Below are 23,355 nucleotides of genomic sequence, written 5' to 3' on the forward strand. Positions count from 1 at the left end.
ATGCCTCGTTCTCTGAAAAAAGGCCCATTCGTCGATGCGCACTTGTTCGCTAAGGTTGAAGCGGCTGTAGCGAGTAACTCTCGTAAGCCGATCAAAACTTGGTCGCGTCGTTCGATGATCCTACCGGATTTTGTTGGTTTAACAATTTCTGTACACAATGGTCGTAACCATGTTCCAGTAATCGTTACTGAACATATGGTTGGTCACAAGCTTGGTGAATTTGCACCGACTCGTACCTACCGTGGTCACGGTGTTGACAAGAAATCTAAACGTTAATAGGTGCTATGATGGAAGTAACTGCTAAATTACGCGGTGCCGCTATCTCGGCACAAAAGGCACGTTTGGTTGCAGACCTGATCCGCGGCAAATCTGTTGCGCACGCTCTTAACATCCTTAACTTCAGCAACAAAAAAGCTGCAGTTCTAGTTAAGAAAGCGTTGGAATCTGCGATTGCGAACGCTGAACACAATAACAGTTTAGATGTAGACGACCTTAAAGTTTCTACGATCTACGTTGATGAAGGCATGAGCCTGAAACGTATTATGCCACGTGCTAAAGGCCGTGCCGATCGTATTACTAAGCGTACTTGTCACATTACCGTTAAGGTAGGGGTTTGATATGGGTCAGAAGGTTCATCCAATCGGTATCCGCCTAGGTGTTGTGAAACGTCATAACGCTAACTGGTATGCGAATCCGAAACAATACGCTGAATACTTGCTGAAAGATTTGCAAGTTCGCGAGTTTTTGACTAAAAAACTTAAGAATGCAATGGTAAGCAATATTCTTATCGAACGCCCTACAGGCGCTGCGAAAGTGACTATCAGCACTGCGCGCCCTGGTATCGTGATCGGTAAAAAAGGCGAAGACATTGAGAAATTACAGCGCGAATTAACATCTATCATGGGTGTTCCAGCGCAAGTAAGCATCAACGAAATTGATCGTCCAGACTTAGACGCGCGTCTAGTTGCTGAAGCTATCGCTTCTCAATTAGAAAAACGTGTAATGTTCCGTCGTGCTATGAAACGTGCGGTTCAAAACACTATGCGTGCTGGCGCTAAAGGTATCAAAGTTGAAGTTTCAGGCCGTTTAGGTGGTGCTGAGATCGCTCGTACTGAATGGTATCGTGAAGGTCGTGTACCTCTTCATACTCTTCGTGCCGACATCGACTATGCAACTATGCGTGCTGAAACTACTTACGGTACGATTGGTGTTAAAGTTTGGATCTTCCGTGGCGAGATCTTGGGCGGCATGAAACAAGTCATGAACCCAGCTCCAGCTGAAGAACGTCCAGCTAAACGTGGTCGCGGTCGTGGTGAAGGTCAAGAGCGTCGTGGTCGTCGCAATGATCGTTCTGCTGAAAAAGGAGAATAATCCATGTTGCAACCAAAACGTATGAAATTCCGTAAGGTGCAAAAAGGCCGTAACACTGGTCTGGCGCACCGCGGTAGTACAGTATCTTTCGGTACAATCGCACTTAAATCAATTGAACGTGGTCAAATGACTGCGCGTCAAATTGAAGCAGCGCGTCGTACAATCAGCCGTCGTATCAAACGTGGTGGTAAGATCTTTATCCGTGTCTTCCCAGACAAACCTATTACTTCTAAACCTCTTGAAGTTCGTATGGGTAAAGGTAAAGGTTCTGTGGAATACTGGGTTTGCCAAATCAAACCAGGTAAAGTCTTGTACGAAATTGATGGTGTTAACGAAGAACTGGCTCGCGAAGCGTTCACGCTTGCTGCCGCTAAACTTCCGTTTAAAACCACTATCGTGACTCGGACGGTAATGTAATGAAAACTAAAGATCTACGTGAAAAGTCGGTAGAAGAGTTGACAGCTTTGCTTGATGAGCAACAGCTTAACCAATTCCGTCTTCGTATGGCGAAAGCAACTGGTCAATTGGGTAAATCGCACGAAGTGCAGTTGACTCGTAAGACTATTGCTCGTATCAAGACCCTACTTACCGAAAAACAGGGGAACGGACAATGAGTGAAAAAACAGTCCGCACGTTAACCGGCAAAGTTGTAAGCGACAAAATGGACAAGTCTATTGTTGTACTTATCGAACGCCGCGTTCAACACCCGTTGTATGGCAAATCAATCCGCCGTTCAACAAAATTACATGCTCATGATGAGAACAACACAGCTAAATTAGGCGACGTTGTAACAATCAAAGAAAGCCGCCCAATTTCTAAAACTAAGTCTTGGACTCTAGTTGAAGTTGTTGAAGCAGCTGCTGAGTAATTAACGTTCTTGTTGCATCATCGGTCAATTTCGAGTACTCTTTGAGCCTTTCGAAATTGTGACCGGTGATGCTCGGTTTTGGAGTAGGGCAATGATTCAGACCGAAACTATGCTCGACGTAGCAGACAACAGTGGTGCTCGCCGCGTACAATGTATTAAAGTACTTGGTGGTTCACATCGTCGTTATGCTTCTGTTGGCGACATTATTAAAGTTACTGTAAAAGAAGCAATTCCACGCGCACGTGTTAAAAAAGGTGACGTGATGAATGCAGTTGTTGTACGTACTAAATTCGGCATCCGTCGTCCAGACGGTTCAGTGATTCGTTTCGACGATAACGCTGCTGTTATTTTGAACAACAACAAAGCGCCGATTGCAACTCGTATTTTCGGACCAGTGACTCGTGAACTTCGTACTGAACAGTTCATGAAAATTATTTCATTGGCTCCTGAAGTTCTATAAGAGGCAATCATGGCTAAGATTAAAAAAGGCGATCAAGTAATCGTGATCGCAGGTAAAGAAAAAGGCAAACAGGGTACTGTATTGTCAGTTTCTCATGACCGTGTGAAGGTAGAAGGTCTTAACCTAGTTAAGAAACACCAGAAGCCTAACCGTGTTACTGGCGCTGAAGGCGGCGTTGTAACTCAAGAAGCTTCTCTTCACATTTCAAACGTGGCAATTTTAAATGCTACAACCCAAAAGGCTGACCGTGTTGGTTACCAAGTAGTAGACGGTGTGAAAACTCGCGTTTACAAATCTAATGGTGAACCAGTGGCGGTAGCGAAGTAATAGGTTGAAATAGGCAATGGCCAGACTTAAAACACGTTACAACGACGAACTTCGTGCTAAGTTAAAAGAAGAACTTGGCATCAAGAATGTGATGGAAATTCCACGCATCACAAAAATTACACTAAACATGGGTGTTGGTGCAGCTGCTGCTGACAAAAAACTCCTTGATGGTGCTCTAGCTGACATGCAAGCGATCGCTGGTCAAAAACCAGTACTTACACTCGCTCGTAAATCTATCGCTGGTTTCAAAATCCGTGATGGTTGGCCGATCGGTTGTAAAGTTACTCTGCGTGGCGAACGCATGTACGAATTCTTAGACCGTCTGATCTCGATTGCGATTCCTCGTATCCGTGACTTCCGTGGTTTCTCTGCGAAATCATTCGATGGTCGTGGTAACTACTCAATGGGTCTTAAAGAACAAATCGTTTTCCCTGAAATCGATTTCGATAAGATTGATCGTATTCGTGGTATGGATATTACCATCACTACGACTGCTCGCACCGATGACGAAGGCCGTGCGCTTATGCGTGCATTCGGCTTCCCGTTCAAATAAGAGGTCGATATGGCTAAGAAAGGTATGATTAATCGCGAATTGAAACGCGAAGCTACTGTTGCTAAATACGCTGCAAAACGTGCTGAATTAAAAGCAATCATTGCAAACGTAAATGCATCAGACGAAGAACGTTTCGAAGCGATGATGAAATTACAAGCATTACCACGTAATGCATCTCCAGTACGTCTACGTAACCGTTGTGGTTTGACTGGTCGTCCTCATGGTTACTTCCGTAAGTTCGGTTTAAGCCGTAACAAATTACGCGAAACAGTAATGCAAGGTGATGTACCTGGCGTTGTTAAGGCAAGCTGGTAAGGAGCACTATAAATGAGTATGCAAGATACCGTTGCCGACATGCTAACACGTGTTCGTAACGCGCAAATGGCAAAGAAACAAACTGTTTCTATGCCTAACTCTAAGTTAAAAGTTGCGATCGCTAACGTTCTTAAACAAGAAGGTTATATCGCTGACGTAGCAGTTGCTGAAGCTGAAGGCAATAAAGCAACGCTTACTTTGACTTTAAAATATTTCGAAGGCAAACCAGTTATCGAAACTGTGAAACGCGTAAGCCGTCCAGGTCTACGTCAGTATCGCGGTAAAGATGCACTTCCAAGCGTTAAGCAAGGTTTAGGTATTGCAATTGTTTCTACAAGCAAAGGCATCATGACTGATCGCGCTGCACGTGCTGCAGGTATCGGTGGTGAAGTTATTGCTTTTGTTTCTTAATAGGTGATTCCTCATGTCTCGTGTGGCTAAAGCCCCAGTAACTGTACCTAACGGTGTAACAGTTACTCAGAACGGCCGGCAGGTCGAAGTGAAAGGCACTAAAGGTTCATTGTCTTTCAACCTGCATGCGCTGGTCGAGCTAAAACAGGAAGACGGTACTCTAGTTATTGCTCCTAAAGCTGAATCTAAAGACGCTTGGATGCAGGCTGGTACTGCTCGCGCTGTGCTTAACAACCTTGTAAAAGGTGTTAGCGAAGGTTTCGAACGCAAGTTACAACTGATTGGTGTCGGTTATAAAGCTGCGGTTAAAGGTAACGTTGTTAATCTTAACCTTGGTTTCTCTCACCCAATCGACTACAACCTTCCTGAAGGTGTAACTGCTGAAACTCCATCTGCAACTGAAATCGTACTTAAATCTGCTGACAAAGCACTTTTAGGTCAGGTTGCTGCTGAGATCCGTGGTTACCGTCCACCAGAGCCATATAAAGGTAAAGGTGTTCGTTATTCTGACGAAGTTGTACTTCGTAAAGAAGCTAAGAAGAAATAAGGCGCGAGGTTCTTATGAACGAAAAGAAACAATCCCGTTTGCGTCGTGCGAAAAGCACACGCTTGCACATTCGTGCACTGGGTGCGACTCGTTTGTGTGTAAACCGCACTCCGCGTCACATCTATGCTCAAGTTATCTCAGCAGATGGTGGCAAAGTATTAGCGCAAGCTTCTACTCTAGACGCTACTTTACGTGCTGGTACAACTGGTAATGTTGAAGCAGCTAAGAAAGTAGGTGCTTTAATCGCAGAACGCGCTAAAGCAGCTGGTGTAACTAAAGTTGCGTTTGACCGTTCTGGTTTCAAATATCATGGTCGTATCAAAGCCTTGGCTGATGCTGCTCGTGAAAACGGCTTGGAGTTCTAATCATGGCTAAAGTTGAACAAAACGAAGGTCTTGTTGAAAAGCTGGTAGCCGTTGATCGTGTTGCCAAAGTTGTTAAGGGTGGTCGTATCTTCTCTTTCACAGCATTGACTGTGGTAGGTGACGGTAATGGTCGTGTAGGTTTTGGTCGTGGTAAAGCACGTGAAGTTCCAGCTGCTATTTCTAAAGCACTTGAAGCTGCTCGTCGCAACATGATTACTGTTGAACTCGTTAACGGTACTGTACAACACCCTATTAACGCTCGTCACGGTGCAAGCCGCGTTTACATGCAACCTGCTTCTGAAGGTACTGGTGTAATTGCTGGTGGCGCTATGCGTGCAGTTCTAGAAGCTGTTGGTGTACGTAACGTATTAACTAAATGTTATGGTTCTACTAACGCTGCGAACGTAGTAAACGCGACTTTCAAAGGTCTGCGTGATATGACTTCTCCTGAGAAAGTTGCTGCGAAACGTGGTCTTTCAGTAGAACAAATTCAAGGGTAATCAATCATGAAAACGATTAAAGTTACCCAGACTAAATCTGCATCGCACCGCTTGAAAAATCACAAGCTGAGCCTGAAGGGTTTAGGTCTGCGTCGTATTGGTCATACTGTTGAAGTGTTAGACACTCCATCTAACCGTGGTATGATCAACCAAGTCTACTATATGGTTAGTGTAGAGGAATAAGCCATGACTCTGCGTTTAAATACAATTGCACCTGCAGAAGGTGCTAAACGTGAAAACCTTCGCGTGGGTCGTGGTATCGGTTCTGGCGTTGGTAAGACTGGTGGTCGTGGTATCAAAGGTCAAAACTCACGTAAGAGCGGTGGTACTCGTCCAGGTTTCGAAGGTGGTCAAACTGCGATCTACCGTCGTTTACCTAAATTCGGTTTCACTAGCCAACAGGCTTTGAAAACTGCTGAAGTACGTTTATCTGAGCTTAACAAAGTTGAAGGCGACATCGTGTCTCTAGAAACTTTAAAAGCTGCGAACGTTGTACGTAAAGATATGTTACGTGCTCGTATCGTACTTTCTGGTGAAGTTACTCGCGCATTCACTATCCAAGGTGTTGCTGTGACTAAAGGCGCTAAAGCTGCTCTTGAAGCTGCTGGCGGTAAAGTCGAGGAGTAATCTCCAGTGTCTATGTCTCCTAGTTCTTCAGGTCATGTCAACATGATGAAAGGCCAACCGTTTCATGTGAAATACCGTGAAATTATTCGTCGTATGATGTTTCTCATCGGTGCGTTGTTGGTGTTTCGACTGGGAGCACATATTCCAGTACCGGGCATTAACAATGCTGCGCTAGAGAATCTGTTTAATGCAAACCAAGGTACTATCCTTGGTTTGTTTAACATGTTCTCGGGCGGTGCATTAGAACGAATGTCTATTCTTGCTCTTGGGATCATGCCATACATCTCTGCTTCGATTATCGTGCAGCTGATGTCAACAGTCGTTCCATCGCTCGAAGCTTTGAAAAAAGAAGGCGAGCAAGGCAAACGTAAAATAAATCAATACACACGACAGGGCACATTGCTCCTTGCACTGGTGCAAGCGATTGGTATGTGTGCTGGCCTGATCAGCCAGGGTATTACCCTGACTTCTGGTCTGGCTTTTTATGTTCCTGCAGTAACCTCATTGGTTGCGGGGACCATGTTCCTGATGTGGTTAGGTGAACAGATTACCGAGCGTGGGGTGGGGAATGGTATTTCCATGATCATCTTCGCTGGTATTGTTGCAGGTCTGCCAACTTTAGTGATGCAGTCCCTGACATCTGTAGATAATGGCCAGTCTAGCCTGATTGGTATGGCTATTTTTGCACTGTTATCTATCGCCGTGCTTGCAGCGATTGTATTTATCGAGAAAGCGCAGCGTCGTATTCCGGTAAACTACGCTCAGAAGCAACAGGGTCGTCGCGTATTTACTGCACAGCAGACACATTTGCCACTGAAAATTAACATGGCTGGTGTGATTCCTGCGATCTTTGCAAGTTCACTGCTTTTGTTCCCTGCGAGCTTAGGTCAGTGGGTGGGCAGTGCAGATCCTAATGCAGGAATTATCAAGCGTAGTCTTCAAGATTTAGCATTGGTGCTGTCGCCTGGTCAGCCGTTGTATTTGGTGCTCTTTGGTGCGTTAATTATCTTTTTCTGTTACTTCTATACCGCACTGGTTTTCAGTCCAAAAGAAGTCTCAGAGAACTTGAAGCGCAGCGGAGCTTACGTTCCTGGTATTCGTCCAGGTGAGCAAACTGCTCGTTACTTAGATCATATTCTCAATCGTTTGACCTTCATTGGCGCGATTTACATCACTGTGATCTGTTTAATGCCGATGATTCTGCAAAGCTCGTTTGGAATTCCATTCCAGTTGGGTGGTACATCGTTGCTGATCGTGGTTGTGGTGGTGATGGACTTTATGGCTCAGCTACAAGCACATCTCACTTCGCACCAGTATGACAATCAAACGTTAATGAGAAAAACGACTGCTCATCCTAAGGGATAAGCGCACTTAGAGGTTTCATCATGAAAGTACAAGCTTCTGTAAAGAAAATTTGTGGTAGCTGTAAAGTTATCCGTCGTAATGGGGTTATCCGCGTAATTTGTAGCGCAGAACCTCGTCATAAGCAGCGTCAAGGTTAATCTGATCAAGACCTGTTGATTTCAGTAGGCGAATTGGGTTATTATCCGCCCCTCAAGATTTTTGTGGGGCGGTTGATTATCTCTACTGCCTTTTTGGAGAAAATTGAATGGCTCGTATTGCCGGTGTAAACATTCCGGATAACAAGCATGCTGTTATCTCTCTAACGTACATCTTTGGTATTGGTCGCCACACTGCTAAGAACATCTTAGCTGCTGCAGGTATCGCACCGACTACTAAGATCCGTGAATTAGATGACGCTCAGCTTGATGCGATTCGTGCAGAAGTTGCCAAGGTTCCGACCGAAGGTGACTTACGTCGCGAAATTTCCATGAACATTAAACGTTTAATGGATTTAGGCTGCTACCGCGGCCTTCGTCATCGTCGCAGCTTGCCTGTCCGTGGTCAACGCACCAAAACTAACGCACGTACCCGTAAAGGTCCGCGCAAACCAATTAAGAAATAAGATTTCTGGAAGCTAAAAGATGGCTAAAGATACTCGCACACGCAAGAAGGTCACTCGTACCGTCTCTGAAGGTGTTGCACACATTCACGCTTCTTTTAATAACACCATTGTGACAATTACCGATCGTCAAGGTAATGCACTGGCTTGGGCCACTTCAGGTGGACAAGGCTTCCGTGGATCACGTAAATCAACTCCGTTTGCTGCTCAGGTAGCTGCTGAAGTTGCTGGTAAAGCTGCTTTGGATTACGGTTTGAAAAACCTAGACGTCCTTGTGAAAGGTCCTGGTCCAGGTCGTGAGTCTGCGGTTCGTGCATTAGGTGCAGTGGGTTATAAAATTAACAGCATTACCGATGTGACTCCAATCCCTCACAACGGTTGCCGTCCACCTAAAAAACGTCGCGTGTAAGGAGAAACATTCATGGCTCGTTATATTGGTCCAAAATGCAAACTCTCTCGCCGCGAAGGGACAGACCTGCAATTAAAATCTGGCGTTAAACCATTTGACGTTAAGACTAAAAAACATGCTAAAGCTCCTGGCCAACATGGTCAAAGCCGTGCAAAACAATCTGAGTACTCACTACAATTACGTGAAAAACAAAAAGTACGTCGTATGTACGGTGTTTTAGAGCGTCAATTTAGTAACTACTACAAAGAAGCTGCTCGTGTTAAAGGCGCAACTGGTGAGAACCTGTTGAAACTGCTAGAAAGCCGTCTTGATAACGTTGTTTATCGCATGGGTTTTGGTTCTACACGTGCGGAAGCTCGTCAGTTAGTATCTCACCGTTCAATCACTTTAAATGGCCGTCGCGTTAACATCGCGTCTATCCAAGTTAAAGCTGGTGACGTGATTGCAGTTCACGAAGGCGCTAAACAACAATTACGTATCAAAAACGCAATTGAATTAGCTGCTCAACGTGGCATTCCTTCTTGGATGGAAGTAGACCATTCTAAACTTGAAGGTACGTTCAAAGCTGCACCGGATCGTTCTGATTTACCTGCTGAAATCAACGAAAGCTTGATTGTAGAATTGTATTCTAAATAATCCTTGAGGTAGCAATAATGACGCGTACTGCAAATGAGTTTCTAACTCCGCAAGCGATCAAGGTCGAAGCGGCAAGCGGGACCTCGGCAAAAGTTATTCTAGAACCCTTAGAGCGTGGCTTTGGTCATACTCTGGGCAATGCTTTACGTCGCATCCTTCTTTCTTCTTTACCTGGCGCAGCTGTGGTTGAAGTAGAGATTGAAGGTGTTGAGCACGAGTACAGTACTTTGGAAGGCTTGCAGCAGGACATCGTCGAGCTCTTGCTGAACCTAAAAGGATTGTCTATTAAGCTGTTCGATCAAAATGAAGCTTATTTGACATTAGAGAAACAAGGTCCAGGCGACGTAACTGCGGCTGACCTTCGTTTACCTCACAATGTTGAAGTGGTTAACCCTGAACACTTGATCGGCACTCTAAGTGCTACAGGCAATCTGAAGATGCGCCTGAAAGTGGCTCAAGGCCGTGGCTATGAAACTTCTGACTCTCGTTTCCCAGAAGGCGAAACTCGCCCAGTGGGTCGTTTACAGTTAGATGCTTCTTACAGCCCAATCAAACGTGTGTCTTACACAGTGGAAAACGCTCGTGTTGAACAACGTACTGACCTTGACAAACTGATCATTGATCTTGAAACCAACGGTACAGTTGATCCTGAAGAAGCGATCCGCAAAGCTGCAACTATTCTGCAGCAACAAATTGCGATCTTCGTTGACCTTCAGAAAGATCAAGCTCCTGTGGCTCAAGAACCTCGTGAAGAAGTTGATCCAATTTTGCTTCGTCCAGTAGATGATCTAGAGCTAACTGTTCGTTCTGCTAACTGTTTGAAAGCAGAAAACATTTACTACATTGGTGATCTTGTACAGCGTACTGAAGTTGAGTTGCTTAAAACTCCTAACTTGGGTAAAAAATCGCTTACTGAGATCAAAGATGTTCTGGCTTCCAAAGGCTTACAACTCGGCATGCGTTTAGAGAACTGGCCACCAGCTAGTCTCCGTATGGACGATCGTTTCGCCTATCGTAGCCGTTAATTAAGTAGGACTATCACCATGCGTCATCGTAATAGTGGTGTGAAATTAGGCCGTACAAGCAGTCATCGTAAAGCGATGTTCCAAAACATGGCTAACTCTTTGTTCGAGCACGAGTTGATCAAAACAACTGTGCCTAAAGCAAAAGAATTACGTCGTGTTGCTGAGCCTTTAATCACTTTAGCTAAAGTCGATACAGTTGCAAACCGTCGTTTGGCGTTTGCTCGTACTCGTTCAGCTGCAACTGTTGGTAAATTATTTACCGTTCTTGGCCCTCGTTACAAAGAACGTAACGGCGGTTATCTACGTGTTCTTAAAGCGGGCTTCCGTGCAGGTGATGCTGCACCGATGGCTTACGTTGAGCTAGTAGATCGCGAAGTTAAATAATTTCGTGTAGACAGCGAACGTTGTTCGAAAAGGTCGGTTGAATAAACCGGCCTTTTTTATTGCCTGCAGTTTACCAATTGTCGGACAGTTTAAAAATTTGTCCGTAAGCGTCCGCTGAACCCCATGCCTATTTTTTAATTTGAGTTGGATTTCCAGCGATGTGGTAGTAATTCTTCTATTTGGGTCGCTTTATGCGTCGGCAGCCTTTTCAGCACATCACTTAAATAGGCATACGGATCCAAGCCATTCAGCTTTGCTGACTGGATTAAAGTCATGATATTTGCCGCTCGCTGTCCACTGCGCAGCGAGCCAGCAAACAGCCAGTTCTTACGCCCTAAGGCCCAAGGTCGCATTTGATTCTCTACCCAATTATTGCAAATCGGTAGATTGCCATCATCCAAATAGCGGCTTAAGGCTGGCCAACGCTTCAGAGTGTAATTGATCGCCTTGGCGGTGGGAGAACTCGATGGCACCGTCAGATGATGTTGGTTGAGCCATTCATATAGTTGTTGCATCACTGGTTGACTATGCTGTTGTCGGTATTCGCGGCGGTCTTCCGCTGTACCATCGGTCTTTTTCCTGAGTTCTGCTTCTATCGCATACAGTTTCTGAATCAGCACCAATGCCTGTTCAGCGACCTGACTTTTCCCGGTCACATGCAGTTCATGGAATTTACGACGTGCATGGGCCATGCAGCCCACCTCTATGACCTGGCCTGATTTAAAGCGTGCTTTATAACCACTGTAATCATCACAGACTAGATAACCCTGCCAGCCTTTCAAGAACTCTGCAGCATGCTGGCCTGAACGACTATCCTGAAAGTCATAGATCACCGCCTGAACTGGATTGTACTGTGTAGTGGCATAGGCCCAGACATAACCTTTCTTCGGTTTTTTATCATTCTCACCCATCCGCATGATGGTGACCGGTGTTTCATCTGCATGCAGCACCTGCTGTTGTAGTACCACCTCTTTTAAGGCATTGGCCAGAGGTTCCAGTTCTACACCGCAGCGACCTATCCAGTCAGATAACGTTGATCTAGAAAGCTCGATTCCCGCCCGCTGATAGATCAGACGTTGACGGTACAGCGGCAAATGATCGGCATATTTCGATACCAACACATGGCTGAGCAGTTCAGGTGAAGCAATGCCTTTATCAATCACATAGGCGGGCATCGCTTGCTGAGTCAGGGTGTCACACTGATCACAGACCCATTTACCACGCACATGCTGTTCCTTATAGAACTGTGCCGGTCTGAAATGCAGTTTTTCACTGACATCTTCGCCGATACGACGGAGTTGGCAGCCACAAGCGCATTGGGTTGATGCAGGTTCATGCTCAATACGGATGGTGTGTAGATGATCTGGCAGTGGTCGACGTTTAGGTTTATTGGTTTTGGCTTTCTGTGTCGCTGCATCGGTTTTGTCTGCATTTAGCCGTTCCAGTTCTAGATCAACCGCGGCAATATCTTCTTCAACCGCTTCGTCCCACAGGTGGATTTGTTTGGTCGTTAAGTGTTCATTCTTCTGGGCGAACTTATGCCGTTTAAACAGCGCCAGTTCATGCTCGTATTTTTGAGTGAGAATAGAAAGATGTTGAACTTTAGAATCTAATTGCTGATTGGTGACTTCAAGATGTTGAACTCTGGCATCTAATTGCTGGTTTGATTGTGCTAGAGACTGATGCTGCAGCGCCAACTGCCTGGTGAATTCCAGCAGTTGTTCATGGGTCAGTTGGCTTAAGTCAGGCAGCGTATTCATGACCGCAGTATGCCTGAGGTCATGAGAAGAATGAAATAGAACGTTTGGAGAATAGCAGAATGGAACAGCCTGGTTTAAAGCATCGTCACCACCTGCTGTCGTCCAATGCGCTGCCAGGGCAAACCTTGGATCAGTGCCTGTAACTGTTCCGGGCTGAGGGCCACGGTTTCACCTTGGTGAACTTGAGCCCAGTGAAATTTGCCCTGTTCCAGCCGCCGGGCACACAGCCAGATGCCCAGTCCATCATGTACCAGTACTTTCATGCGATGGCCACGTTTATTACAGAACAGGTAAGCACAATGCGGTTTGATGTAGCCAAAGGCTCTCACCACCTGAGCCATGGTCGTATCCATACCTGCACGCATGTCCATGGGCTGAGTAGACAACCAGATTTCATCAATGCGGATCATGTTGCAAGTGCCTTGAGTAATTCTGCCAAGGCAGGTATTTCTGATACTTGCCATTTCAAGCCAATTTCTGCTTTTGAGTGGGGTAAAGTAATTTGAACCATTAACATGTCAGTAGGAGTAGGATCTAATGGTGCAGAGCAAGATAAGGCAATAAATGCAGGTTTATTCGGTAGTGGTGAGCGATCATTCCCTGGCTTACCATCAATTAAGTGAATCCATTTGGATACAAGATTTGTATTCAATCCATGTTGCAAAGCGACCGAAGCAATTGAAACGTCCGGTGCTTTACAAGCCTGAACGATCTGCTGTTTAAATTCAGCACTGTATGTTCTTCGTTTTTTCGCAAGAGATGCGATGGATGTCTGGTGATTTGTAGTCATAAATTTTAGTCCCCACTTGTTTTTAAGTGGGGACTAAATTAAGGCTTATAGGATGAATTCATAAGGTGTGTTCAGCGGACGCTTACATTTGTCCTAAAAAGATAAAAAAAGTAAGGGATTTAAATAAAATTGACATGGAGCATTGTCAGTTTTGTGATTTAATAAAACAAAGCACACTAAATAGGTCAAAAGAAGAACATGGAAAAGCAAGTTGATATCTTAATTGTGGGTGCCGGTATTTCGGGAATTGGTCTTGCGGCACATCTTTCTAAACACTGCCCACAACGTTCCTTTGAAATTATCGAGCGTCGCGACAGCATTGGGGGAACCTGGGATCTATTTAAATATCCTGGCATCCGTTCAGATTCAGACATGTCGACTTTTGGCTTTAACTTCAAGCCGTGGAAACAAGAAAGTGTATTGGCGACCGGCCCAGCGATTAAAAATTATCTGTCGGAAGTTGTAGATGAATTTAAACTAAAATCAAAAATTCATTTCCAGCATCGTGTGTTAAGCGCGAATTACGACTCGAGTACCCATAAATGGTCTGTCGAGATTGAAAATGACCAAGGTCAAAAAGAAACCTGGGTCGCAAATTTTGTCCTTGGTTGTACCGGTTACTATAACTATGACCAGGGCTTCCAGCCGGAATTCCCGAATCAACAAGCGTTTAAAGGCACTTTTATTCATCCACAGCATTGGCCGGAAAACTTTGACTATAGCGGCAAGAAAGTGGTGATTATCGGCAGTGGTGCAACGGCAATTACCCTGGTACCTGCGATGGTGAAAGGTGGAGCAGGGCATGTCGCCATGTTGCAGCGCTCGCCAACTTATATTGCGTCTGTACCATCGATTGATGTGATTTACGCGAAGATGCGTAAATTCCTGCCTGAAGAAGTGGCTTATAAGCTGACTCGTGCACGGAATATTAGCATGCAGCGTGGTATCTATGCTTTGGCTCAGAAGTATCCAAAATTGCTGAAAACCATCTTGCTGAATGCGGTGAAACTGCAGTTAAAAGGTAAAGTAGATATGAAACACTTTACCCCGAATTATGAACCATGGGATCAGCGTTTGTGCGTGGTGCCTGATGGCGATCTGTTCAAAATTCTACGTGAAGGCAAGGCTTCGGTTGAAACTGATCTGATCGAGAAATTTACCGAAAAAGGTATCCAGCTAAAATCGGGTAAACATCTGGATGCTGATGTCATCGTGTCGGCAACAGGACTGAATATTCAGATTTTGGGTGGTATTCAAGCTTCTATTGACGGTAAGCCAATTAATACCTCGAATCACATGCTGTATCGTGGCGTGATGGTCAGCGATATTCCAAATATGGCGCTGCTCATTGGCTATATCAACGCATCTTGGACACTGAAAGTCGATATTGCAGCGGAATATATCTGCCGCTTACTCAACTACATGGACAAGAAAGGCTATGACGAGGTCGTGCCTGAAGGTAATGCTTCCGAAATGTTGCAAGACACCGTAATGGGTAGCCTGACTTCGGGTTATATTGCCCGTGCCGCTGATGTAATGCCGAAACAGGGTAAACGTGGGGTGTGGCGTGTCAGCAATAATTATCTGGCGGACCGTAAAGATCTGAAGCAGGCGGGCTTTGATGATGACATCCTGCAGTTTAAGAAAAAGGCTGGACAGGACAAGCCGCAAAGCAAGAAAGTCAAACCACGTTTAGTCTCTTGATCTTAAATGCATTAAAAAAGGAGCATGTCGATGCTCCTTTTTCATTTCTCTTTGACTATGAATTAAAGTGAACGTGAAATCAGTTCTTTCATGATCTCATTGGTGCCCGCATAAATCTGGTTGGCTCGGTGGTCAAGATAAGCCCGGGCAATCGGGTATTCCAGCATATAACCATAACCACCATGCAGTTGCAGGCATTCATCCACGACTTTGCTGTACATCTCTGAAATCTTGTATTTGGCGGCTGCAGCGGCTTCGACACTGAGTTGCTGCTGTAATTGCTGTTGCATACATTGATCCAGATAGGCACGGCAGACGGCAATTTCTGTACGCAGTTCCGCCAGTTTAAAGCGGGTATTCTGAAAGGCTGCAATCGGTTTGCCAAAGGCCTGGCGTTCCTTGGTGTATTTCACTGTATGGGCCAAGGCTGCTTCAGCACCGGCCTGGCAGATCATCGCGACAATCAGACGTTCCCAAGCAAGCTCTTTCATCAGCATTATAAAGCCCATGCCGGGTATGCCAAGCAAGTTTTCCTTCGGCACACGGACATTATCAAAGAACAGTTCGCAGGTATCCTGGCCTTTCATGCCAATTTTATTCAGTGGCTTACCTTTGCTGAATCCTGGTCGATCTGCTTCGACCATAATCAGTGAAAGATTAGCAGATCCTTTATCACTGTCGCCAGTTTTACACACCACGATGGCCATGTCGCAAAGATAACCATTGGTGATAAAGATTTTTGAGCCATTGATGACATAGTCGTCACCATCGGGTACAGTACTGGTACGAATAGCCTGCAGATCTGAGCCAGTACCGGGTTCGGTCATGGCGATGGCTGTGATGATTTCACCACTGACCATTTTCGGCAACCATTTCAGTTTTTGCTCTTCATTGCCAAAATTTAAAATATAATTCGCGACGATGTCGGAATGCAGGGAAAAGCCCGTTGCGGAGTCCCCGGCATAGGCCTGTTCCTCGATTAGAATCATGCTGTAGCGACGATCCACCCCAGAACCGCCATATTGCTCCGGTAAGGTTGGGCAGAGCAGCCCTAGGTTTCCTGCCTTGTTCCATAACTCACGATCAACATGCTGTTGTTGTTCAAAACGTTCGATATGCGGAATCACTTCCTTCTCATAAAACTTGCGTACCGTTTCGCGGAAGGCCTCATGTTCCTCATTAAATAAAGTACGAGGCAATAAGTGTGGCAGAGGACGGATCGCAGCAGATTGCATGTTTGAATTTTCCTTATTCGCTTTATTGTTCGCTTCAACATACGGGGGCAGATAGGACTGAACAATGTGCGAAATGTACAAAATGCAGAGAATGCTGGTCGTTCCTGCCAATTCCCTCGAAAATTGGCTAGGGCTTAGGTAAACTAGTTAGGTTTTTAACATGTTGGGGAATATGATGACTGAAGACATCAGCCTGGAAGAGCGTAAAGTGATTTACCGCGCACGTCGTGGTTTAAAAGAGTTGGATGTATATTTTGATCCCTATGTCAAAAACCATTACCTGACGGCAGATCCAGCCGAGAAACAGATGTTCGCTGATCTGGTTGCACAGGAAGACCCTGACCTGCTGGACTGGTTTATGGAAGTTTCAGAACCACCACGCCCTGAATTACGTGAGTTTATTAACAAGCTTAAACACTACGTACATGGATAATTGCTGTTACCGGCTGAAACGCAGCCTGCTTGCACTTGCGTTTCAGCTTTTGATTTTTGCTGTACTGATGTTCGTGCTGTATCAATTGTTACCCCTGTGGTTATGGGGCATCTGTCTGGTGGCAGGACTGATCATCTATCAATTGTTTTACCGCAAGCGCCCGCATATCGCACAGTTTGAATGTCTGGATGGGCGGGAATGGACATTGACGCATCATGACCAGCACACCCAGCGCGCGCTGATCAGCCATGTGATTGATCATCAGGCTTATGTGGTGGTGTACTTCCAGCATGCCAAGGTTCGACCGCTACTCATCTGGTGTGATCAGCTTCCGTATCAGCAATGGAAGTCCCTGAAAGTCTTAACAAAAATGCTCTGATTGCCGGACAATCTGTATTTTGATCAAAATCATAATGATATATTTTTCAAAAACTTATATTTTTACAATCTGATATTGTCAGACAATTCATATAATTTTTTCGAAAATATTTGAATTGTCTGACAATTTTTTATGCTGTTTTTATTTTATCCAGTTAAATTTAGATCACCGAAGTCAACAGAGGAGATCGATATGGAATTTCCAACGTGGATGTTTCCTGTCATTGCGGTCATTTTAGCTTTGGTCATTGGAAGACTCGGTACAATTGTTAAGGAACAAATTTCTGCTCGCACCCATTAAGCGTGGTTGAATAAAAATATAGATTTCACACTTTCCCAGTTAATAAGTAGCATGTGCTGAACCGTCGCAATGCTACTTTTTTTTGCCCAAAATTTAAGATTTATTGCATCCCAGTCAATTGCAGCATACACAATCAATGGCAAAGTGATTGGTCTAATTTAGAGTAAATACTCTTTAATTCGGATAGTTCATCTGTTATGTTTAGCAGCATCAAGGACATAATCACAATTATAGAGGACCGGAAAATGTCGAAAGTCCAAAAAATATGCCAGGGTATGGCGGCCATAGCAATAACAACAACGGCTTTAACAGGTTGTTCTCAAGTGATCAAAACCGGTGCCAATGTCGCGCTGGGCTTTACTGAGAAACATATTGTGCCACCAATTCTGGCGATGGACGATGCAGAAATGGTATGTAATTCGGGGAATGCCTTAACGCCAGCGATCATGTCAACCAAGGACATGGGCGCAGATCCAACCCGTGTGGCAGTACTGATGTACTCAGCAGCGGGAATCTGTGCCGAGCAGAAAGCGCTAGATGCTGAACTACGTTATATGCGCGCTTCGAAAGCTAATCAGGTCAGTGAAGCTCAGGATGCCCGGGTAGAGCAGAAACGCTGGGCAGCGCTAGCAGCACAACGCCAGTACACTGGCTACCAGATGTTCCAGAAGCGTTTTGAAAAGAAATATAACGTCGCACTGGGTGAGACTTGTCCAACGATGAAGGGCGATATTGAGCAGACCGTGTATCTGTTAGGGATGCTCAGTGGCTTGCAGGCGATGACTAACGATATTAACTCCGGCGGTGCGGTACAGGTACCAAAAGATATCGCGGCAGTGGTCGAACGCGGCATGACCTGCCTGAACAATGAAAAATTCTGGGGTGCGCCAATGGCGACTCGTGCCGTGATCTGGACCTTGTTGCCAGGTGCAGGAGATGGCAAGCCAGATCCATATCAGACCCTGAAACAGTCGACCCAGATTGGTGAACAGAAGGGTGTACGTTTATCTCATGCCCTGTATGCGGTTGCCGCTCAGGCTACCGGTGATGATGCCAAGATCCGTGATGCACTGAAAACCTTTGCAGAAGCACGTACTGATGAAAAACCGGTGAATCCACAGTTCAAGCTGATCGACAGTATGGCTTCGATCATGGTCGGTGGTATTGCGGACCGTTACTGGACTGAAAACACCGGTATCCGCAGTGCAGATGATGGGATGCAGCGTTTCTGGGATGACAACGATACTGCATCCGATCTGGACGATCTGTTTAACTCTGATGATTCGTGATTGGATCAGGCCTGTACATATTGTATGGGCCTGAAATCCTATTGATCCGAGGATTCAGCGATGCAGGTCAGTGATTATCACTTCCGAGACAAGATTGTCTTTCTGGCATTCTTTGTCTCTTTTTGTGCCTGTCTGCAGGTGTTTCAGGATCAGTTTATTTACTGGCAGGACAGTCTGCTGGAGGAATTCTGGCGCTTGTGGACCGGGCACTGGGTGCATGTTGGCTGGATTCATTATTTTTTGAATATGCTGGCTTTTATCTGCCTGCCTTTTATTTTTCCGCGCGTTTCGGTCTGGAACTTTATCGGGATCTTGCTCTGCCTGCCACTGCTCATTTCTTTAAGCTTTTATTTCTTCCTGACAGATGTTGAGGCCTATGCAGGGCTGTCTGGGGTATTACATGGCGCCTATGCTGCGGTCGCTTGCGTACACTTGCTTTATAAAAAGGAACGTGGTTTTGCAACACTGGTACTGTTTCTGATTTTCGCCAAGCTGGTCTGGGAAAATACCATGGGCAGTGCCAGCACGGCAGAGCTGATTGGTAGTCCGGTACTGGTCGAAGCCCATTTACTCGGGGTGATCTGGGGGATCGTCATCGCCAATATCTATATCCTGGCCAATTACTGGCTGGATCGATAAACGGTTGGCAGAATTAACCAAAAAGAAAATGCAAATTGTCATTTTAATTAGGCAGCAACTGAGGCAGAGTCGGATAAATAACAATCAGATCATTCTGTAACCTGGAAGGTGCAGGATTAAAGGGAAAGGGAAGCCGGATAGGGTGGACATTCCCAGAGAATAACAATAGGAATACACATGCAAAACGATGCTCAAGATAGATCAGGATTAGGTCTGTTGCGCTATATCTGGACAGAGTGGATCTCGACATTTGTCGTGCTGGTCCTGCTGTTGCTCACCCTGATTATTGGTACTGGTGAAATGATCCATGGGCAGTTGCTGCGCATGGGTGAACGCATTTATGGTGATCCTGCAACAGGGATGCAATATTCATTCTTGCGTGCTGAACCGAAAGCGCCACAATGTGAGCGCAATGTCGATGTGGACGCGCGTGTCCAGCAGCAGATGAAAGCGGATGCAGCTGATGAATTTGCCGATATTTTCGGGGTGCGTTCTGAAGCCGATGTCCGTGCGGCGATTATGCAGGCACAGCAGGTTTGTGAAGAATCGCATGCCTTTTATGATCGTGCAGTCAAACATATTGAAGACCATCCAAGTATCCGTGCTTACCGTACCTTTGAGACCAGTTTCTTTGGCCTGTTCAAGTTTGGGGTGGAGAATCGTGCGCTGCTACTGGTGATCATGGTGGTGTTTGCCGCGATTAGTGCAACCCTGAAAACTCACCATATCGGCCTGCGCAGTCCAGCGACCAAGATCGATTTCCGGGTCTATACACTGGCAATGCTGATTGGTAATGCTTTCCTGGCCTTCTCATCCTATAGCCAGTATCAGTCTGTACTGAACTCTGGTGTGGCCATGGGGGATATGAAATATATCTACTGGCTATGGATGATCCTATTTGGCGGTTTGACCCTGATCAGCCTGTTCCAGGTGATCAAATTGCCGAAGCCAACCCGTGAGGGCGGCAACATTGGTATGGCCTTCCTGAGCGTACCGCTGTATGCCTATATGGCCATTACGACCGGGGTGAACTTTACCTTCTTCATGGATTATCCAATGGGGCAAGGGATTTACCTCGGTCAGCTGGTGGAATTCTCCAGCATCTTCCTGAATCTGGCGCTGTTTATTTGGGCCGGTATGCTGCTGAAACAGACCCGTGTCGTGGATATGTTCCTAAATATCCTGCGTCCATGGAATCTGGCACCTGAAACCCTGACCTGGCTGATCCTGTTAGCGGCTGCTTTGCCAACTGCTTATACCGGTGCATCCGGGATCTTTGTGATTGCTGCTGGTGCGATTATATATAAGGAAGTCTGGAATGCGGGTGGTCGCCGTCAGTTTGCCCTGGCTGCAACGGCAATGTCGGGTTCGCTCGGTGTGGTGCTGCGTCCATGTCTGCTGATCGTGGTTGTGGCTTCGCTGAACAAGGAAGTGACTACTGACATGCTGTATCACTATGGTGTGTATGTATTTCTGCTCAGTTCAACCCTGTTCCTGGTAATTTCGCTGTTCTTTGCTGAAAGCAAGTTCCGTATTGCACCAGCAGGCGTGGCAGCACCACAGTCTGGTCGTGCGTTCCTGGCAGTAATTCCATACGTGGTGATCTTTGTTCTGATCTGGATGTTCTATAAATACGCGCTGGCAACCAATCTGAACGAGTTCACGGCACCGGTGATGATGCCTGTGATCCTGCTGATGATTGTGCTCTATGACAAACTGCGTCATCAGCCTGCACCAATCCCGCCAGTGGGTCATTGGGATGAAAGTCTGAACGTGAACCTGAATGGCATTGGTGGTGCGACTGCACAGTCTGAACCAGCATTGGGTTCATCCCTACGTCACGTTGGTTTCTGGAAATCCATGCATATTTCAACCAGTGAAACGGTTGGCCATATCGGTGCGCTGGTGATCCTGATGGCGCTTTCTGTGAGTGTTGGCGGCTTGCTGGAGCGTATGGAAATCATGGAAGCCTTCCCGACAGATATCAACAGTACAATTCTGGTGATTACCATGATTGTGGGCTTGATGGTCTTTGTGGGAATGATTATGGATCCATTCGGCGCCGTAATCCTGATCTCGGCAACCGTGGCACCCGTCGCGTATCAGTATGGCATTCATCCGGTACACTTCTGGATGATTACCCTGATCGGCTTCGAACTGGGTTATGTAACACCACCAGTCGCGCTGAACCATCTGCTGGCAAGGCAATCGATTGGGGATGCCGAAGTGGCGGAAGCGGATGCAGAAGCGCGAAATCAATCTTTCTACTACCGTTATGAACGCTGGATTCTGCCAATGATCGTCTTGCTACCAGCGATGTTGATCATTGCCTATGTACCATATGTGTTCAAGCTATTTGGCTGGTATCAGTAAAGTTGCAAATAAAAAAGCACCTTCGGGTGCTTTTTTTATTACTTGAAATTAGACGTTGGATTTCTTTGACTTTAAACGGTTTTGTAATAATGGACTGCAAATCAGAATCGCAGAGAAAATCAGCGCCAATCCAATCAGACTAAACATATCTGGAATTTCTTTCCAGAACAAATAACCCCAGAACCCGGCAAAAATAATCGCAACATAATTTACCGGTCCAATCTGTCCTGCTGGTGCTAGTTTGTAGGCATTCGACATAAAGATCTGGCTGATATTGGCCAGAACACCAGCGGCAACCAGATACATCAGCTCGTTCATGTTATAAGGACGCCAGTGCCAGAACATTGGAATCACGGAAACCAACGTACCAATAAAGCAGAAATAAAATACGATCCGTTCTGGTGGTTCAGTATTGGTCAGGGCACGCACGGTGACAAAAGCCATCGCGGCCAGAAAGCTGGCACTGAGGCCAATCACCGACATGATATTAAACAGACCCGCATCCGGTTTAGTGACGCAGAGTACCCCGATAAAGCCAATCCCTGCAGCCAGCAGCATCAGTTTGGTGATTTTTTCTTTGAGAAATAACCAGGCGATAAAAGGAATAAAGATCGGGGAGGAGTAGGTAAAGACCATGGCATTGGAGAGTTTTAAATGCGCGATGGCATAGAAAAAGCCATACATCGCCATTAGACCAACCACCGAACGCTAGGTATGCATCCATAGCTTTTCAGTTTTAAAGAAACCGATGCCTTTGCTAAGCAGCAAAGGTAGGAACAGTAACATGCCAACCGCATTACGGAAAAATACCACCGTGGCGTTGTCCACAGTATGCGAAGCATAACGAATACAGACGCCCATCAGGGAAAATAGCAGTGCGGAACAGGTGAGAAACAGAATGGCTTTCAGCAGGTTGGATGGGGGCGCGGCAGACATAAAAAATATCGCTAGAAGGTTGATCCTATTCTAGCGATATTTTCAGTGAAATTATGGCTTTTCTGCGAGTTGTGCCTCGAGCAGCTTGATCTGTTCTTCCTTGAGCTTGATCAGCTCATCGGCATCTTTGTGCTGGGCTGCCAAGGTGGATTTCTGTTCATACAACTGAGCCTGAATGTCTTCAAGTCGAGAAACTTCTTCTTTGGCCAGAGCCGGATTTTCAGGTACTGGAGCTTTTAGAATTTCTTCCTTGACCAAAGCATTTTCCTCTATGGCTTGAACTGCTTCAGGTGTTGGCTCTGCCACTGGAGCAGGATTGCTGGGTTCTGCAGTTTTAGATGGAGGAGGTGTAACATGAACCATGTCATGTTCAGTGGTTTCCTGTGGCGCAGCGCTATTCCACCACTGGTAGGCAACGACCAGTGCCACCACCGCAATTAATCCCCCAATAATCCCCATTAAAAGTTTAGAACTTTCCCTTGGTTCTATACTCATATCTTTAACCTTGGCTATTTTTTATTTGATTCTCTAGGCTTGAATTTAATCACACCTACTTCATCAGGTACAGCAGGAATTTCAGGCGCATCAACGTGGGTCGGACGGTTTTCCTCATAACCGCAGTCGATGCACTCGATCCATTCATTCTCGCCAGAGGTGAGCATCACGACCCGATCCATTGCCTGACATTTTGGACATTTTGCACCTGCAATGAAACGACGTTTAATGGTCATCATACTCACCTATCAATCTACTTAA

General features: G+C 45.8%; 34 protein-coding genes and 2 pseudogenes. 29 read left to right on the forward strand and 7 right to left on the reverse strand.

The genetic code is table 11. The features are described from left to right. The 23 genes and pseudogenes from rpsS (at position 1) to rplQ (ending at position 10,761) form a co-directional block, all read left to right on the forward strand. Positions 1 to 276: a 30S ribosomal protein S19 gene (gene rpsS, locus ABEF84_RS02340; protein ID WP_001138119.1), complete on the forward strand. Its 276-nt coding sequence runs from the start codon at positions 1 to 3 to the stop codon at positions 274 to 276. Positions 277 to 287: 11 nt separating this feature from the next. Next, the gene (rplV, locus tag ABEF84_RS02345) at positions 288 to 617 is read left to right on the forward strand and encodes a 50S ribosomal protein L22 (protein WP_001982638.1); all 330 of its coding nucleotides are present in this window, start codon (positions 288 to 290) and stop codon (positions 615 to 617) included. Position 618: 1 nt separating this feature from the next. Further along, positions 619 to 1,396: pseudogene (gene rpsC, locus ABEF84_RS02350) on the forward strand (30S ribosomal protein S3). Next, on the forward strand, positions 1,375 to 1,788 hold the full coding sequence (gene rplP / locus ABEF84_RS02355; protein WP_034587474.1) for a 50S ribosomal protein L16: 414 nt from the start codon (positions 1,375 to 1,377) through the stop codon (positions 1,786 to 1,788). The pseudogene rpsC and the gene rplP overlap by 22 nt, the downstream one beginning before the upstream one ends. Next, on the forward strand, positions 1,788 to 1,985 hold the full coding sequence (gene rpmC, locus ABEF84_RS02360; protein ID WP_004786915.1) for a 50S ribosomal protein L29: 198 nt from the start codon (positions 1,788 to 1,790) through the stop codon (positions 1,983 to 1,985). The genes rplP and rpmC overlap by 1 nt, the downstream gene beginning before the upstream one ends. Next, positions 1,982 to 2,239 (forward strand): 30S ribosomal protein S17, encoded by a 258-nt coding sequence (gene rpsQ, locus ABEF84_RS02365; protein WP_016168596.1) that lies wholly within the window; start codon positions 1,982 to 1,984, stop codon positions 2,237 to 2,239. Before rpmC ends, rpsQ begins: the two co-directional genes overlap by 4 nt. A gap of 91 nt (positions 2,240 to 2,330) precedes the next feature. After that, on the forward strand, positions 2,331 to 2,699 hold the full coding sequence (gene rplN / locus ABEF84_RS02370) for a 50S ribosomal protein L14 (RefSeq protein WP_001982634.1): 369 nt from the start codon (positions 2,331 to 2,333) through the stop codon (positions 2,697 to 2,699). Positions 2,700 to 2,708: 9 nt separating this feature from the next. Continuing rightward, positions 2,709 to 3,026, forward strand: a complete 318-nt coding sequence (gene rplX, locus ABEF84_RS02375) for a 50S ribosomal protein L24 (RefSeq protein ID WP_034587469.1) — start codon at positions 2,709 to 2,711, stop codon at positions 3,024 to 3,026. A 16-nt stretch (positions 3,027 to 3,042) separates the two neighbouring features. Beyond that, positions 3,043 to 3,579 (forward strand): 50S ribosomal protein L5, encoded by a 537-nt coding sequence (rplE, locus tag ABEF84_RS02380; protein ID WP_034587468.1) that lies wholly within the window; start codon positions 3,043 to 3,045, stop codon positions 3,577 to 3,579. 9 nt (positions 3,580 to 3,588) lie between these two features. After that, positions 3,589 to 3,894 (forward strand): 30S ribosomal protein S14, encoded by a 306-nt coding sequence (gene rpsN / locus ABEF84_RS02385; protein WP_034587466.1) that lies wholly within the window; start codon positions 3,589 to 3,591, stop codon positions 3,892 to 3,894. A gap of 12 nt (positions 3,895 to 3,906) precedes the next feature. Then, positions 3,907 to 4,305: a 30S ribosomal protein S8 gene (gene rpsH, locus ABEF84_RS02390; RefSeq protein ID WP_034587463.1), complete on the forward strand. Its 399-nt coding sequence runs from the start codon at positions 3,907 to 3,909 to the stop codon at positions 4,303 to 4,305. Positions 4,306 to 4,318: 13 nt separating this feature from the next. Continuing rightward, positions 4,319 to 4,852 (forward strand): 50S ribosomal protein L6, encoded by a 534-nt coding sequence (gene rplF / locus ABEF84_RS02395; RefSeq protein WP_034587461.1) that lies wholly within the window; start codon positions 4,319 to 4,321, stop codon positions 4,850 to 4,852. 14 nt (positions 4,853 to 4,866) lie between these two features. Further along, positions 4,867 to 5,217, forward strand: coding sequence for a 50S ribosomal protein L18 (rplR, locus tag ABEF84_RS02400; protein ID WP_005180260.1), 351 nt, complete (start codon positions 4,867 to 4,869; stop codon positions 5,215 to 5,217). Between the two features lie 2 nt (positions 5,218 to 5,219). Next, positions 5,220 to 5,717, forward strand: a complete 498-nt coding sequence (gene rpsE / locus ABEF84_RS02405; protein WP_034587458.1) for a 30S ribosomal protein S5 — start codon at positions 5,220 to 5,222, stop codon at positions 5,715 to 5,717. A gap of 6 nt (positions 5,718 to 5,723) precedes the next feature. Beyond that, a complete protein-coding gene (rpmD, locus tag ABEF84_RS02410; protein WP_004809788.1) occupies positions 5,724 to 5,900 on the forward strand; it encodes a 50S ribosomal protein L30 in 177 nt (58 codons plus the stop codon). A gap of 3 nt (positions 5,901 to 5,903) precedes the next feature. Beyond that, entirely contained in the window at positions 5,904 to 6,344 is a 441-nt protein-coding gene (gene rplO / locus ABEF84_RS02415; protein WP_034587456.1) for a 50S ribosomal protein L15, read from the forward strand. A 45-nt stretch (positions 6,345 to 6,389) separates the two neighbouring features. Then, a complete protein-coding gene (gene secY / locus ABEF84_RS02420) occupies positions 6,390 to 7,709 on the forward strand; it encodes a preprotein translocase subunit SecY (RefSeq protein WP_171077707.1) in 1,320 nt (439 codons plus the stop codon). A 20-nt stretch (positions 7,710 to 7,729) separates the two neighbouring features. Beyond that, entirely contained in the window at positions 7,730 to 7,846 is a 117-nt protein-coding gene (gene rpmJ, locus ABEF84_RS02425) for a 50S ribosomal protein L36 (RefSeq protein WP_000867907.1), read from the forward strand. Between the two features lie 107 nt (positions 7,847 to 7,953). Further along, positions 7,954 to 8,310 (forward strand): 30S ribosomal protein S13, encoded by a 357-nt coding sequence (rpsM, locus tag ABEF84_RS02430; protein WP_034587453.1) that lies wholly within the window; start codon positions 7,954 to 7,956, stop codon positions 8,308 to 8,310. Between the two features lie 19 nt (positions 8,311 to 8,329). Then, positions 8,330 to 8,716 carry a 30S ribosomal protein S11 gene (gene rpsK / locus ABEF84_RS02435; RefSeq protein WP_001040166.1) on the forward strand — a complete coding sequence of 129 codons (387 nt, stop codon included), beginning with the start codon at positions 8,330 to 8,332 and terminating at the stop codon, positions 8,714 to 8,716. A 12-nt stretch (positions 8,717 to 8,728) separates the two neighbouring features. Beyond that, the gene (gene rpsD / locus ABEF84_RS02440) at positions 8,729 to 9,352 is read left to right on the forward strand and encodes a 30S ribosomal protein S4 (protein WP_034587451.1); all 624 of its coding nucleotides are present in this window, start codon (positions 8,729 to 8,731) and stop codon (positions 9,350 to 9,352) included. A 17-nt stretch (positions 9,353 to 9,369) separates the two neighbouring features. Then, complete coding sequence (locus tag ABEF84_RS02445; protein WP_034587449.1) at positions 9,370 to 10,377, forward strand: DNA-directed RNA polymerase subunit alpha; 1,008 nt, start codon at positions 9,370 to 9,372, stop codon at positions 10,375 to 10,377. Between the two features lie 18 nt (positions 10,378 to 10,395). After that, positions 10,396 to 10,761 carry a 50S ribosomal protein L17 gene (rplQ, locus tag ABEF84_RS02450; protein ID WP_034587447.1) on the forward strand — a complete coding sequence of 122 codons (366 nt, stop codon included), beginning with the start codon at positions 10,396 to 10,398 and terminating at the stop codon, positions 10,759 to 10,761. A 134-nt stretch (positions 10,762 to 10,895) separates the two neighbouring features. Here rplQ and tnpC read toward each other — a convergent pair whose 3' ends face one another. The 3 genes from tnpC to tnpA form a co-directional block, all read right to left on the reverse strand. Continuing rightward, positions 10,896 to 12,521, reverse strand: coding sequence for an IS66 family transposase (gene tnpC / locus ABEF84_RS02455; protein ID WP_347456199.1), 1,626 nt, complete (start codon positions 12,519 to 12,521; stop codon positions 10,896 to 10,898). A gap of 74 nt (positions 12,522 to 12,595) precedes the next feature. Further along, on the reverse strand, positions 12,596 to 12,931 hold the full coding sequence (gene tnpB / locus ABEF84_RS02460; protein WP_000618091.1) for an IS66 family insertion sequence element accessory protein TnpB: 336 nt from the start codon (positions 12,929 to 12,931) through the stop codon (positions 12,596 to 12,598). Beyond that, positions 12,928 to 13,311, reverse strand: a complete 384-nt coding sequence (gene tnpA, locus ABEF84_RS02465) for an IS66-like element accessory protein TnpA (RefSeq protein WP_347456200.1) — start codon at positions 13,309 to 13,311, stop codon at positions 12,928 to 12,930. The genes tnpB and tnpA overlap by 4 nt, the downstream gene beginning before the upstream one ends. A 198-nt stretch (positions 13,312 to 13,509) precedes the next feature. Here tnpA and ABEF84_RS02470 point away from each other — a divergent pair, with 198 nt between their 5' ends. Beyond that, the gene (locus ABEF84_RS02470; RefSeq protein ID WP_034587444.1) at positions 13,510 to 15,015 is read left to right on the forward strand and encodes an NAD(P)/FAD-dependent oxidoreductase; all 1,506 of its coding nucleotides are present in this window, start codon (positions 13,510 to 13,512) and stop codon (positions 15,013 to 15,015) included. Positions 15,016 to 15,077: 62 nt separating this feature from the next. Here ABEF84_RS02470 and ABEF84_RS02475 read toward each other — a convergent pair whose 3' ends face one another. Beyond that, entirely contained in the window at positions 15,078 to 16,250 is a 1,173-nt protein-coding gene (locus tag ABEF84_RS02475) for an acyl-CoA dehydrogenase family protein (RefSeq protein WP_034587443.1), read from the reverse strand. Positions 16,251 to 16,425: 175 nt separating this feature from the next. On the opposite strand from ABEF84_RS02475, the gene ABEF84_RS02480 reads away from it, so the two are divergent. From ABEF84_RS02480 to ABEF84_RS02500, 5 genes are all read left to right on the forward strand, one after another. Continuing rightward, positions 16,426 to 16,683, forward strand: a complete 258-nt coding sequence (locus tag ABEF84_RS02480) for a succinate dehydrogenase assembly factor 2 (RefSeq protein ID WP_034587440.1) — start codon at positions 16,426 to 16,428, stop codon at positions 16,681 to 16,683. Continuing rightward, positions 16,676 to 17,062 carry a hypothetical protein gene (locus tag ABEF84_RS02485; protein WP_034587438.1) on the forward strand — a complete coding sequence of 129 codons (387 nt, stop codon included), beginning with the start codon at positions 16,676 to 16,678 and terminating at the stop codon, positions 17,060 to 17,062. The genes ABEF84_RS02480 and ABEF84_RS02485 overlap by 8 nt, the downstream gene beginning before the upstream one ends. 545 nt (positions 17,063 to 17,607) lie before the next feature. Beyond that, entirely contained in the window at positions 17,608 to 18,651 is a 1,044-nt protein-coding gene (locus ABEF84_RS02490; RefSeq protein ID WP_347453553.1) for a hypothetical protein, read from the forward strand. Positions 18,652 to 18,711: 60 nt separating this feature from the next. After that, positions 18,712 to 19,290, forward strand: coding sequence for a rhombosortase (gene rrtA / locus ABEF84_RS02495; RefSeq protein ID WP_034587434.1), 579 nt, complete (start codon positions 18,712 to 18,714; stop codon positions 19,288 to 19,290). Between the two features lie 177 nt (positions 19,291 to 19,467). Continuing rightward, entirely contained in the window at positions 19,468 to 21,663 is a 2,196-nt protein-coding gene (locus ABEF84_RS02500) for a TRAP transporter large permease subunit (RefSeq protein ID WP_034587432.1), read from the forward strand. 48 nt (positions 21,664 to 21,711) lie between these two features. Here ABEF84_RS02500 and ABEF84_RS02505 read toward each other — a convergent pair. The 3 genes and pseudogenes from ABEF84_RS02505 to ABEF84_RS02515 all read right to left on the reverse strand — a co-directional run bounded on the left by ABEF84_RS02505 (position 21,712) and on the right by ABEF84_RS02515 (position 23,324). Beyond that, positions 21,712 to 22,599, reverse strand: a pseudogene (locus tag ABEF84_RS02505) (DMT family transporter). Positions 22,600 to 22,650: 51 nt separating this feature from the next. After that, complete coding sequence (locus tag ABEF84_RS02510; RefSeq protein ID WP_034587428.1) at positions 22,651 to 23,094, reverse strand: hypothetical protein; 444 nt, start codon at positions 23,092 to 23,094, stop codon at positions 22,651 to 22,653. A gap of 14 nt (positions 23,095 to 23,108) precedes the next feature. Beyond that, a complete protein-coding gene (locus ABEF84_RS02515; protein ID WP_171077705.1) occupies positions 23,109 to 23,324 on the reverse strand; it encodes a YheV family putative zinc ribbon protein in 216 nt (71 codons plus the stop codon). Positions 23,325 to 23,355: the final 31 nt, after the last annotated feature.

Source organism: Acinetobacter sp. ANC 7912, assembly GCF_039862785.1.
In the GTDB taxonomy this organism is placed as follows: domain Bacteria; phylum Pseudomonadota; class Gammaproteobacteria; order Pseudomonadales; family Moraxellaceae; genus Acinetobacter; species Acinetobacter thermotolerans.